The following is a 12453-nucleotide window of genomic DNA, read 5'->3' on the forward strand; positions in this document are numbered from 1 at the left end:
ATGATCTTAGGCTTAACCAGAGGCTGGTCGTTCGCTGGTTATGCGATTGCGGTAATATTAATCTTGCCGCTTTTTGCACTTTTAGTACAAGCTACACTCCCTGACGAAGCTGTTTTTAGTCACTTAATGGACACCGTTTTACCGACCTATATTAGTAACAGCCTATTGCTGATGCTGAAGGTCTGTGTCGGTTCCTTAGTGATTGCAGTGCCAGCCGCTTGGTTGGTAGCTCGTTGTCATTTCCCTGCTAGACGTTACTTTCAATGGGCGCTGCTATTGCCACTGGCAATGCCTGCTTATATTGTCGCGTATGTGTATACCGACATGCTTGATTACGCCGGTCCTGTACAAAAGTTGCTAAGGCAAGTGTTTGGCTGGACGTCCCCGCAAGATTATTATTTCCCTGATATTCGCAGCCTAACCGGCGCAGCAATTATGCTGTCATTGGTGTTATTTCCTTATATCTATTTATTAGCCAGAACGGCTTTTATGGAGCAATCTTCCAGCCTATTGCACGCCTCTAGAATTATGGGCTGTAGCCCGTGGAAAAGCTTTTGGCGTTTAGGCCTGCCAATGGCAAGGCCGGCACTTGCAGTAGGGATGGCATTAGTGGCAATGGAAACCGCTGCCGATTTTGCTACAGTGAGTTACTTTGCGGTGCCAACCTTAACCACTGCGGTATACGACACTTGGCTGGGTTATGGCAGCTTATCGGCAGCAGCAAAATTATCAGCCATTATGTTGCTGGTGATTTTTGCCATGGTGGGTTTTGAGCGATTTGCCAGACGCAAACAAGAGTTATATCAAAAGCAGTCTAGGTTAACTGAATCAGACAGATACCAGCTAAAAGGTGTTAAAGCTTGGCTCGCCTTTGGCTATTGTAGCCTGCTGATTGGTCTCGCGTTTTTATTACCTTTTATTGTATTAAGCGGCTACGCCATCGACTACTTTGACCAGAGCTGGAACAGCCAGTTTTGGCAATACAGTTTCAACAGTTTGTATATTGCCCTCGTCGTGAGTTTTATATGTGTGCTACTGGCATTAGTGTTGATGTTTGTTAGGCGCGTAAGCCCCCGTCGGGCAGACCTATTACCTTCACGATTAAGTAGCACAGGCTATGCCATACCAGGCACAGTGCTGGCTATTGGCGTGTTGGTGCCATTAACGTATTTAGATTTTGCTATAAATGATGTCTATGACTATTTTGGTGCGCGCGGCCCAGGATTGTTATTTACCGGTAGCGTTATCGCGCTAATTTTTGCTTTTTGCGTTCGCTTTGTGGCGATATCTATTGGCAGCATTGAAAACAGCTATAAACGTATTTCGCCTTCCTTGGATATGGCCAGTATTACCATGGGGCAAAAGCCGACTAAGTTATTATGGCGAGTGCATTTACCGCTGCTACGCAAAGGCATTTTTGCAGGGGCATTATTAGTGTTTATTGAAAGCATGAAAGAGCTACCCGCAGCGCTATTGTTAAGACCCATTGGTTTTGAAAACCTCGCCACCTATGTATTCCAGTTTGTCTCCGATGAACAACTCGAACATGGCGCTTTGGCTGCTATCGTGATTGTGTTAGTTGGGTTAGTGCCATTGATTTATCTAAACCGTTCATTGGAGCAAGAGAGCTAATATGTCCACATTGACCATTCAAAATGTAAAAAGTGACTACCAAGGACAGGTGATTCTTAAAGGGCTCGATCTCACTTTAGAACAAGGTGAAATCGTTGCACTGCTTGGCCCAAGTGGTTGCGGAAAAACCACCTTATTACGTGCTATTGCAGGTTTACAGGCCATCAGCCAGGGCTGTATTTCAATTAATGGTGAGTGTTTAAGTGGTGACAACACGTTTGTTGCCAGTGAACATCGCGGCATTGGAATGATTTTCCAAGACTATGCCTTATTTCCGCACTTAACTGTCAGTGAGAATGTGTTATTTGGGGTCAATGGGCTGGATAATAGTCAACGTAAAGCCCGGCTTGAAGAGATGCTACAACTGGTCAAGCTTGAAGGGCTAGAGTCGCGTTACCCCCATGAGTTATCAGGTGGACAACAGCAACGGGTATCTATTGCTCGTGCATTAGCCTATGAGCCTGAATTATTATTACTTGATGAACCGTTTTCTAACATTGATGCCCAAGTACGAAATGAAATGATGTTAGAGATCAGGCAAATATTAAAACAGCGTAATGTCAGTGCGGTGTTTGTGACCCACAGTAAAGATGAGGCCTTTGTGTTTGCTGATAAGCTGGCATTGTTTAAAGATGGCGCCATTGTACAACACGGTTTAGCTGAAACCCTCTATGCTCACCCTAAAGAGCGTTATGTGGCTGATTTTCTTGGTGCGGGTAATTATTTATCTGTGATGGTGAAAAATCAGCAGCAAGTGTCATCTATTCTGGGATTAATTGAAAGTACCTCTGAGTTATCTCAAGCTGCTAACTATCAAGGCCAGTTGCTACTTAGACCGCAACAGATTGATCTACAACCTGCTTCTCAAGGCCATGGTGAAATTATTGAGCGTCGTTTTCTAGGTACAATTTGTCATTATTGGGTTAAGGTAGGACAACAAACGCTCGAAGTTAGAAGCCAATTAACTGAACTGACCTTAGGTCTGAAAGTCAATTTATCAATCTCGCCACATTCACTGGTTATTTTTTAGTGATGCGTATCAAAGTTGTTAAAAAATTGAGCTTGAGCACAAGGAATTAATTGCTCAATTACCTTACAATTATGCTCTCTTATATTTGATAAAGGTGATTGATTCCAACATGGAAAATCAGAATATGCCTCGCGAACAGTTAGGGGTTTGTGCCGAAGGTAATTTGCATAGCGTCTATTTGATGTTTAATGCAAATGACGCTGTTGAAGCTCAATTACGCCCTTGTTTAGCCAATGTTGCTCAATACATCTATGAGCTCACAGATCAATATGCAGATAGTGCCTTTAATGGCTTTGTAGCTATTGGCGCTAACTATTGGGATTCACTTTATAGTGAACAACGTCCTAAACATTTGCGTCCATTCCCAGCGATGCAAGCTGAAAATCGTGATGCGCCTGCCATTGAATATGATTTATTTGTGCATATTCGTTGCGATCGTTACGACATCCTTCATCTAGTGGCCAATGAAATCAACCAAATGTTTGAAGGCTTGGTTGAGCTGATTGAAGAAGAGCGTGGCTTCCGCTTTATGGATAGCCGTGACTTAACTGGTTTTGTTGATGGCACCGAAAACCCGAAAGGCCGTAATCGTCAGCAAGTGGCTTTAGTTGATGATGAGGATGCCAGCTTTAAAGGTGGCAGTTATATTCATGTGCAAAAGTATGCCCACAACTTAAGTAAATGGAATCGTTTACCGAATAAAAAACAAGAAGATATCATTGGTCGTACCAAGCAAGATGATATTGAATACGCCTCTGAAGATAAGCCGTTAACCAGCCATATTAAGCGAGTTAATTTAAAAGATGCCCAAGGTAACTCAATGGAGATATTGCGTCAGAGCATGCCATTTGGGTCGCTTAAAGAACAAGGGTTAATGTTTATTTCAACCTGTCGCACGCCGACCAACTTTGAAGAAATGCTTCGCAGTATGGTGCATGGTGACGGCCATGGTAATCATGATCATTTGATGCAGTTTACCAAGGCATTAACCGGCTCATCATTCTTCGCGCCTTCGCTAGATTTTTTAGCCCGTTTTGCCAATGATTAAACGCAAATAACAAATTAGCCGACTGTAGCAGGTTAATTATCGATAAAAAAAAGCAATGCCTAAGCATTGCTTTTTTTGGTCTGTTATCTGTTAGAGCGCGGTGCGTTTGTAACGGCGATATTCAGGTTCCCAGAAATTACTTTCAATTTGTTGTTGCAGTAATTCATCTGGACAAGGTAGGGCTAATTCTTGCTCGATAGCTTTTTTAGCCACTGCAAAAGCAATATATTTGCTCACTTGCTGAATGTCTTCCCGTCTTGGCAGTAGTTAGAACGCGGTGCGTTTGTAACGGCGATATTCAGGTTCCCAGAAATTACTTTCAATTTGTTGTTGCAGTAATTCATCTGGACAAGGTAGGGCTAATTCTTGCTCGATAGCTTTTTTAGCCACTGCAAAAGCAATATATTTGCTCACTTGCTGAATGTCTTCCAGTCTTGGCAGTAATGAGCCGGTACCATTTTGACCAAGGGGTGAACACTCTGCCAGCGCACGACTTGATGCCATCAGCATTTCATCTGATACCCGAGTTGCGCCACTTGCTAATACGCCTAAGCCAATACCGGGGAAGATAAAGCTATTGTTACATTGAGCAATTTCAAAGGTTTCTTCTTCAATTACAACTGGTTCGAACGGGCTACCGGTAGCCACAAGTGCTTGGCCATTGGTCCAATGCAGCACATCTTTAGGCGTTGCTTCAACGCGGCTGGTTGGATTAGATAGCGGGAATACAATCGGGCGCTTGCAATGGCTATGCATGGCTTTGATTATTTCTTCGGTAAATAAACCTGGCGCACCAGATACGCCAATAAGCACAGTTGGCTTGGCATTATTAACCACATTAAGTAATGAAATGTGATCGCTAAATCCGTCCCAGTTTTCAATATTAGCGGTTTTTTGTGCCAGTTTTTGCTGGAAGCCTAACAGGGTTGGCATGTTATCAAGTAACAGTCCCCAGCGGTCGACCATAAACACTTGTGAGCGTGCTTGCTCGTCGCTAATACCTTCAGCAACCATTTGCGCCACAATGGCTTCAGCAATACCACAGCCGGCACTACCAGCGCCTAAAAAGGCGACTCTTTGCTTACATAATTGCGTGTTTGCAGCTTTACAGGCTGCTAGTAATGAACCTACAGTCACTGCTGCAGTACCTTGAATATCATCATTAAAGGTACAGAATCTATCTTTGTAGCGCTCAAGTAATGGCATGGCATTTTTCTGAGCAAAATCTTCGAATTGGATTAATGCTTCAGGCCAGCGACGACTAACCGCTTGCATAAACTCTTCAACAAACTCAGCGTATTCTTCACCGCCAATACGCTGGTGGCGCCAGCCCATATACATAGGGTCTTCTAGTAAATGAGGGTTGTCAGTGCCGACATCTAAGGTGATCGCCAAGCAGTACGCCGGACTGATCCCGCCACAACTGGTGTATAAAGATAATTTACCAATGGGGATCCCCATGCCACCAATACCTTGATCGCCTAAGCCTAAAATGCGCTCGCCATCGGTTACCACAATGACTTTTACTTTATGACGGGTCGAGTTATTGAGGATGTCATCAATACGGTCTTTATTGGAATACGAGATAAACAGACCACGGTTACGGCGATAGTTTTTAGAAAAACGCTCACACGCTAAGCCTACCGTAGGGGTATAGATGATTGGCATCATTTCACTGATGTGATTACGCACTAAACGATAAAAAAGCGTTTCGTTGGTATCTTGAATATTACGCAGGTAAATATGCTTATCGAGATCGTTAGTAAAGTTTTTATATTGATCATAAGCACGCGATGCTTGCTCATCGATAGTTTCAACCACCCAAGGGATAAGCCCTTCAAGGTTAAAGTAAATGCGTTCTTCTTCGCTAAAAGCAGTGCCTTTATTGAGCATAGGAGATTCAAGAATCGCTGGACCTGCGAAAGGAAGATAGAGAGGGCGTTTATTCTCGTCCATTGGAAACCTTATTGTCAGTGACGTATTGCAGTTATTTTTATCTACAGTTAGTTAATTTTTATCTCAAAGATAGAATTTTGTTGTTAATCGTAGACGTATCTTGTTATCGGTGCAGGTTATCACATCTTGATTTTATTGTGGTCTGTTAAGTGAGCCTAATCACAGATTTTTATTGATGTTTTTTTAGGCATTGGCTATTTACCTTTATGGTAAAGGCTTAAAAGTCATGTGGATGTATTTACTGAGGTTTTAGATAATCCACACAATCAGCTGTGATTTTGACAAAGTTGGTTACATTTTTAGCGGCGTAATTTAGCGCGGTTCTGCCATGATGATTTTAAGGTGTTTTACATATTGGGGTGTTATGGCAGTTCCTTTTATCTTGTTAGGCAGCGCAGCAATCACAGCAATGCTGGTGGCTGACGAGCACAAAAAGCGTCAATTGCTCCATAGACAACGCTATTTAGGTCGTGCGCCAGCGGTGCCTGATGACAACAATTTCAGCCCATTACTGCCAAGTATATTGCATCATAATAAGGTCAAGGTAAGCCCAGAGCCTGGGGCCATCGTGTGCTGTTTTGTATTTGGGGTCATTGAACATACAGGCGTGTGGCTTGGGGATAATAGCTTGGTGGAGTTACATGGCAGTGGCTTAATTAGGCCTATTTCGTCGGCGCGCTTTTTAAAAAGCCGCAGTGGCAGCCGGATTTTTCAAGCTTGTAATCATCTTCATCAACCCCTTGTAGCTCCTGAGGCGCTAGAAAGGGCGCAGCAATCATTATTTCAATATCGTGAGTATGAGCTATTCAATAATAACTGTCATCGGTTTGTGTGGTCTTGCATTAGCGGTCAAGAGGTGGCGATTTCAAATTTTGACAAACTTAATCAACGCTTAGCCCAGCATTTTAAACAAGCCATTTATTGGGATGAGCTGGCATCGCCAGATAGGCCTTATTGATACAAATAAAAATGCACAGCCTAAGCTGTGCATTAAATAAGGAAGCTTAAACGCTAAGGAAAATATTACATTCCGCGATGTTTAAGTGATAAACCTTTAAGGAAGTTACGTAAAATCTGATCGCCACAGGTTTTGTAGTTTTTATGGCTAGGATTACGGAATAACGCGCCTAATTCAGACTTACCAATAGCCAAGTCAGCAGAACCAATCAGCTCAATAATGTCATCTTCACGAAGTTCTAATGCGATACGTAATTTCTTGAAAATTAAGTTGTTGGTTAGATCTTTTAGCGGTGCAGGTACTTCACTACCTTCACGTAAACCACGTTTTTCGATGATAAAGCCATCTAAAAACTGACACATTAATTTGTCATTACAAGCTTTATAACCTTCTTCCTCTTCTTTCTTTAATAAGCTAATGATTTCGTCATTGCTGACTTCAACATTTGCTTGAGCGAAGATTTTAGTCATTTTGGCATTTGAGTAATCAAATACAAAACGAAGGCGGCGAAGGATGTCATTGTTAATCATAAAGGTCTCTGGGCGCGGCTGCGCTGGTAAAGTAAGTGCTTATGTTTAAAGTTACCTGAACGATATTACTATCACATCGCTTTAGGCTTAAAACACATTGAACAGTGATTATACCTGAGTTGAGGGCATTAGGTCAGATTATCTACCCACAGATCCGCTCTCTCATAATTATGATGCGGATATGCCAGTTCATGCTATGGCTTATTGTGACTGACTTATTGACATTGTAACTGGTTAAATTTGCTTTTAAAAAGCGATTATAGAATTAATTTCCAGTAAATAAATACAGCTGAGAAACCGACTAAATAGGTTAAACCAAACCAAGATAATATTTTCATTTTCAAACCATATCGATGTTCTTCAGGTAATGAATTACTGGTCATCAAGCGATAATTAAGCCAAGCAAAAATAACCGTGGTCATAAATGCTAGGGTCATAACAAACTCAAGCAGTGGTAATAGGGCGCCTTTAAAGAACCAAATTAAAGCCATTGCGAAGGCGGAAACCAGCAACATAACTCGGGTTAATCGCGCCGAGCAGTCTGGTTTATGGGTTAAAAGCTGCCAGCCAATATCTAAGGTTCTACTGTAACCATCAATCACGGTTACTGTGGTACTGAAAATACATAAAAAAGCGACAAGGGCAATCAAATAACGACTTTCTTGGCCCATAACATCGCTGTATAAATCGATCAGCTGGCTGGCAAATTTAGCCCCAGAGCTGGCAAATTGCTCACCACTACCATGCATAACCAGTGCCCCTAGGGCGAGAAACACAATCGCTAAAATAGCGGTGACAATAAAGCCTAAGTTAAAGTCAAAGATGGCTTGCTTACTGGTGACAGTTTGTGTTTTTTTCTTCTCAATTAACCATAGAGAATTCCATGCACTGACTTCAATTGGCGCAGGCATCCAGCCCATCATTGCCACTAAGAAACCCACATAAGCCCATTGCCAAGGTGATTCACTGTGAACTGTTGCTACCGATTCTGCTGAGTGGTTAAAGGCTAATGTCACAGCGATTAGCGTGGTTAATGTCAGGGCTAGCATGATGACTTTAGTCAGTTTATCGAGTAGTTGGTAATGGCCGAAGATTAATAGCGTCAGCGAGCTGACTAATACCAAAAAAGCCAGTACATCAATGGGGAGTGGCACAAACTGAGTTAGCATTGCTGCGGTTAACATGCACACACCGGCAGTACTGGCGATAGCGGCAATGGTATTTAAACAGGTAAACATTAGCAGGTAACCACGACCTTGCTTTAAATAGCCATGAAGTAAACTTTCATTGGTGGCGGCGGTATAACGAGCACCTGCGGCAAAGAAAGGGTATTTGAGTAAGTTAACGGCTAAAACAACCCAGGCTAATTGCCAGCCAAACTCGGCGCCAGCACGAGTGGAAGAGACTAAGTGAGATGCGCCAATGGCCGCTGCAGCCATTAAAATTCCAGGCCCTAGGCTCGCAAAGAGGGTGGTAAATCGGCTAGAGCTGCTTGTTGCTGGCTGAGCTGTTGTCATTATTTGTCTCGTTATTCTTCACGTCATGGGGCTGACATAAAATAGCTGCTTATTACACTATCTTATTGTTTAAATTGATAATGACTATGTCACACTTTATCAATAGTTGAATATAGCAAATTAATGGCTTACTGGTACGATTTGTTACATTTGCCTAAAAATCAATCTTTGACATCCTGTGGAAATTACTTAGGTTAGTGTATTGCGAAGTACTAATATACTGCGCGGTATTAGAAACTCAATCGAAAGAGTTCAGCTAAACCAGACTTAAAAATGATGTTGAGTCTAAACAAGTTAATATTTTAAATTAGGGATAATTATGTCACGACCTCAATTCTGGCGGAGCGCTTGCGCTACTGCCGTATCACTTATGCTCACCCCAACGTTTTAACGCAGACCGCTTTTGCTGCCGAACCCGAAGTCGAACGCATTGAAGTTACTGGTACTCATATTAAACGGACCGATCTCGAAGGGGCTTCACCAATGACGGTGTTAAGCGCTGAAGATATTGCCCGTTCTGGCGCTCAAGATATTTCACAACTGCTCAGTAAACTCCCGGTATCGGGTAGTGGTACTTTTTCTACCCAAGGTAACAACTCAGATGACACTGCTAATGGTGGCGCAGCTGTGTCACTTCGTGGTCTTGGCGCTGATGCCACCTTGGTGTTATTAAACGGTCGCCGTATTGCGGTATCGTCGTTTGCAAAATCAATTGATACTGCCTTTGTTGATATAAATTCAATTCCGATTTCTGCAGTTAAGCGAATTGATATCGTTAAAGACGGCGCTTCTGCAACCTATGGTTCAGATGCGATTGCTGGTGTGATAAACATCATCATGAAAAAAGATTTCGAAGGCTTTGAGGTTAACGGCAAGATTGCTGAAACCGTTGAAGATGGCGGTGGTCAGCAAGCTGGCTCTATTTTGTGGGGCACGGAAGCGGCGAATGGAAAGTCTCATACCACAGTAATTTTTGATTATTTTAAAGAGCGTGAAACCTTATTTGCCGATCGTGATTATTCACGTTCAGCAGATCAAACTGCAAATGGCGGTAGCGACTTTAGATCGTCTGCGGGTAACCCTGGTTCATACATTCCTGCAACCATTGGTATGGATGGCTCAATTACCCCTAAATCAGACTTGTTTGGCTGGACCCCTGATGTTAATTGTCCCGCTGATAGTGTTAAAGGCAGTTACTGCCGCTATGATTACGCGCCAGAAATGACCTCAGTGCCAGAGTCGAGCCGCATGGGCTTATCAGTATTTCAAAACTATGAATTTAATGATGATTTAAGTCTATTTGCTGAGCTTATGTATCAGCATAATGAAAGTGTGATTAAAGGCGCTGCCAGCCCATCTTTTGGTGAGTTTTACATGCTCAACGATAACCCACTGTTTACCAGTGGCGCAGCTATTAATCCGTTTCCTGGTGAAGACTTGACCATGCGTCGGCGTTTAACTGAAACTGGGCCGCGACAAAAATCATCAGAATCAGATAGCGCCCGTGTGGTGTTAGGCTTAAATGGTATGTTGTCTGACTGGGAATGGGAATTAGCTTACACCTATTCTTATAACCGTAACCTTGAATTTGGTGAGCAAGGCTTTGTGTGGACGCCACGTTTACAAGAGGCCATAAACTCAGGCGCGTTTAACCCGTTAGCGACGACCCAGCAAGGCACTGTGATTGACGATATCAGTGTTAATACCACCCGAAGTGGTAAATCAACCACCAATGCTTTCGACGGTAAAATCAGTGGCGACTTAATGGATATGCCTGCGGGCAGTTTAGCCATGGCGGTCGGTTTTGAGTACCGTGAAGAGTCATTGTCAGATAATCCTGATGAGCTGTTTAAGCGTGGTGAAATTTTTGGTACTGAAGCCACAGAAGCTGCAGGTGAACGCGATCAAACTTCATTATTTATTGAGTTAGCGGTACCGATTTTTGAGCGTTTAGAAGCGCAATTAGCGCTGCGTTATGAAGATTACAGCGACTTTGGTGATACCACTAACCCTAAAATAGCACTGCGTTATACCCCGCTTGATAACCTCACATTGCGCGCCAGTTGGGGCGAAGCGTTTAGAGCGCCATCACTGGTGCAATTAGGTTTAGGTCCTTCTCAGGAGTCACCTGGTTTAGTGGATACCACACGTTGTCCATTAACGGGCTTAGAAGAAGATTGTACTGCCCAAGAGCGTACGGTGATATTTTCTGGTAACCCTAATTTACAACCTGAAGAGTCGACCTCATATAACGTGGGCGGTGTTTGGGAAATCACTGATGGTTTAAGTGTCGGGGTGGATTACTGGAATTACGATCAAGATGGTTTGATCACCTCTGATACCCAATACTTAGTCGATACCCAAGGTGATAATGCCAATGTGGTTAAGCGTGAACCTTCATCGACTAATGTTCCCGGGCGCATTATTGAAATTTATGACCAATTTGGCAACTTAGGTAGTCAATCTACAGACGGTGTCGATTTTGATGTCAAATATGTATTGAATACCGACTCTGCTGGTGAGTTTGGCTTTAGCTATAACCTGACTTGGGTCAATAGCTTTGATCAAGTACGTGAAGACGGTTCAACGCGTGAGTTAGCTGGCGAGTACCAACATCCCGAATATCGCTGGATTGGTGGTATGGATTGGGGTTATACCGACTGGCAAACCAGCGCACGCTTAAACTACATTGGTGAATACACTGATAATGTTGATGCAGGCGCCACAGGTCAAATTGATTCAATGCTTACTTTGGATTTAAATGTCACTTATATTGGCTTTGACCATTGGTCACTGACAGTGGGTGCTAATAACGTGTTTAATGAAGAACCACCATTTAGTGCTGCTGACTTCATGGGTTACGATCAAGCAACTCATTCAGCCATCGGCGCCTTATGGTACGGTAAAGTTAGCTACCAGTTTTAATTAAACTAGGCTAATGTTTACAGCATGAATACCAAGCGGCGCAAGCCGCTTTTTTATGGCAGTTATTAGCTTACTTTATCAAACAGGGACAGATTATGATTACTTTGTATGGCACGCCCCAAAGTCGCGCATTACGCGTGTCTTGGCTATTAGAAGAGCTGGGCATTGAGTGGCAGTTTTCCTTTGTGGATTTTTCAAAAGGAGATAACCGCGCTGAAGCCTATTTGGCCTTAAATCCCAGTGGTAAAATGCCCGTGATTACGGATGGTGAGCTGGTGTTAACTGAGTCAGCCGCTATTTTACAATATTTGGCTGAAAAGTACGGTAATGGCCGATTTTTACCTATGCCTGGCAGCGCAGCGTCAGCAAAACATCATCAATGGGTCAGTTTTATTATTTGTGAATTAGAGCAGCCTTTATGGAGTATGGGTAAGCACCGCTTTGCTTTACCAGATGAGCAGCGTTTAGATGCCATGTTGCCAGTGGCAAAGTTTGAGTTTAATCGTGCTGCGGCTATTGCTGAATTATGGGTACCAGAATCAGGCTATCTTTGTGGCAGCGAGTTAACCATTGCTGATATTTTATTGGCGCAAACGTTATTGTGGGCCACTATGTTTGAGCAAACCATTCCGCCTAAACTCACCGCTTATCGTGACCGTTTACAACAAAGCCCGAGCTTAGCGGCAGCACTTAAAAAGTCAGCAGCGGCCAAAGCGGCGGCCCAAAGTGAGTAACACTTGATCGAATTGATTGAGTGAGTTTGATGTCACTATCGCTACACCGATAAAACTGACACTAAAAGTCAGCAATAAAAAGGGAAGCCAGAGGCTTCCCATTTTAATGTCATAAAGTGCTCG

The 12453-nt window shown here is 43.1% G+C and carries 9 protein-coding genes and 1 pseudogene; 6 read left to right on the forward strand and 4 right to left on the reverse strand.

The genetic code is table 11. From position 1 onward, the window contains the following. From Q4533_RS11930 to Q4533_RS11940, 3 genes are all read left to right on the forward strand, one after another. On the forward strand, window positions 1–1632 hold the full coding sequence (locus Q4533_RS11930; protein WP_303502799.1) for an iron ABC transporter permease: 1632 nt from the start codon (window positions 1–3) through the stop codon (window positions 1630–1632). A 1-nt stretch (window position 1633) separates the two neighbouring features. Then, window positions 1634–2662 carry an ABC transporter ATP-binding protein gene (locus tag Q4533_RS11935; protein WP_102438521.1) on the forward strand — a complete coding sequence of 343 codons (1029 nt, stop codon included), beginning with the start codon at window positions 1634–1636 and terminating at the stop codon, window positions 2660–2662. A 109-nt stretch (window positions 2663–2771) separates the two neighbouring features. Beyond that, a complete protein-coding gene (locus Q4533_RS11940) occupies window positions 2772–3710 on the forward strand; it encodes a Dyp-type peroxidase (protein WP_102438520.1) in 939 nt (312 codons plus the stop codon). Window positions 3711–3800: 90 nt separating this feature from the next. Here the strand turns inward: Q4533_RS11940 and Q4533_RS11945 are convergent. Together Q4533_RS11945 and Q4533_RS11950 are read right to left on the reverse strand one after the other, a co-directional pair. Continuing rightward, a pseudogene (locus tag Q4533_RS11945) lies at window positions 3801–3977 on the reverse strand (NAD-dependent malic enzyme); the annotation flags it as partial. Further along, window positions 3978–5666, reverse strand: a complete 1689-nt coding sequence (locus Q4533_RS11950) for an NAD-dependent malic enzyme (protein ID WP_102475319.1) — start codon at window positions 5664–5666, stop codon at window positions 3978–3980. It lies immediately after the preceding pseudogene. A gap of 364 nt (window positions 5667–6030) precedes the next feature. Between Q4533_RS11950 and Q4533_RS11955 the strand changes: the two genes are divergently transcribed. Further along, window positions 6031–6624 carry a hypothetical protein gene (locus Q4533_RS11955; protein WP_102438516.1) on the forward strand — a complete coding sequence of 198 codons (594 nt, stop codon included), beginning with the start codon at window positions 6031–6033 and terminating at the stop codon, window positions 6622–6624. A 65-nt stretch (window positions 6625–6689) separates the two neighbouring features. On the opposite strand, the gene Q4533_RS11960 is transcribed toward Q4533_RS11955, so the two are convergent. Then, window positions 6690–7154 (reverse strand): DUF1456 family protein, encoded by a 465-nt coding sequence (locus tag Q4533_RS11960; RefSeq protein WP_076539695.1) that lies wholly within the window; start codon window positions 7152–7154, stop codon window positions 6690–6692. Between the two features lie 257 nt (window positions 7155–7411). Continuing rightward, window positions 7412–8671 carry an NRAMP family divalent metal transporter gene (locus tag Q4533_RS11965; RefSeq protein ID WP_303502800.1) on the reverse strand — a complete coding sequence of 420 codons (1260 nt, stop codon included), beginning with the start codon at window positions 8669–8671 and terminating at the stop codon, window positions 7412–7414. A 348-nt stretch (window positions 8672–9019) separates the two neighbouring features. Between Q4533_RS11965 and Q4533_RS11970 the strand changes: the two genes are divergently transcribed. Beyond that, on the forward strand, window positions 9020–11596 hold the full coding sequence (locus tag Q4533_RS11970) for a TonB-dependent siderophore receptor (RefSeq protein WP_303502801.1): 2577 nt from the start codon (window positions 9020–9022) through the stop codon (window positions 11594–11596). Window positions 11597–11691: 95 nt separating this feature from the next. Next, a complete protein-coding gene (locus Q4533_RS11975; protein ID WP_102438506.1) occupies window positions 11692–12330 on the forward strand; it encodes a glutathione S-transferase family protein in 639 nt (212 codons plus the stop codon). Window positions 12331–12453: the final 123 nt, after the last annotated feature.

The sequence above is a fragment of the Shewanella sp. 6_MG-2023 genome (genome assembly GCF_030547195.1).
Classification (GTDB): Bacteria; Pseudomonadota; Gammaproteobacteria; order Enterobacterales; family Shewanellaceae; genus Shewanella.

What these genes read in the sequence shown, in the direction of transcription:
- Q4533_RS11930 (WP_303502799.1), top strand. Translation starts at nt 1, where the DNA reads ATGATCTTAGGCTTAACCAGAGGCTGGTCGTTCGCTGGTTATGCGATT.
- Q4533_RS11935 (WP_102438521.1), top strand. Translation starts at nt 1,634, where the DNA reads ATGTCCACATTGACCATTCAAAATGTAAAAAGTGACTACCAAGGACAG.
- Q4533_RS11940 (WP_102438520.1), top strand. Translation starts at nt 2,772, where the DNA reads ATGGAAAATCAGAATATGCCTCGCGAACAGTTAGGGGTTTGTGCCGAA.
- Q4533_RS11950 (WP_102475319.1), bottom strand. Translation starts at nt 5,666, where the DNA reads ATGGACGAGAATAAACGCCCTCTCTATCTTCCTTTCGCAGGTCCAGCG.
- Q4533_RS11955 (WP_102438516.1), top strand. Translation starts at nt 6,031, where the DNA reads ATGGCAGTTCCTTTTATCTTGTTAGGCAGCGCAGCAATCACAGCAATG.
- Q4533_RS11960 (WP_076539695.1), bottom strand. Translation starts at nt 7,154, where the DNA reads ATGATTAACAATGACATCCTTCGCCGCCTTCGTTTTGTATTTGATTAC.
- Q4533_RS11965 (WP_303502800.1), bottom strand. Translation starts at nt 8,671, where the DNA reads ATGACAACAGCTCAGCCAGCAACAAGCAGCTCTAGCCGATTTACCACC.
- Q4533_RS11975 (WP_102438506.1), top strand. Translation starts at nt 11,692, where the DNA reads ATGATTACTTTGTATGGCACGCCCCAAAGTCGCGCATTACGCGTGTCT.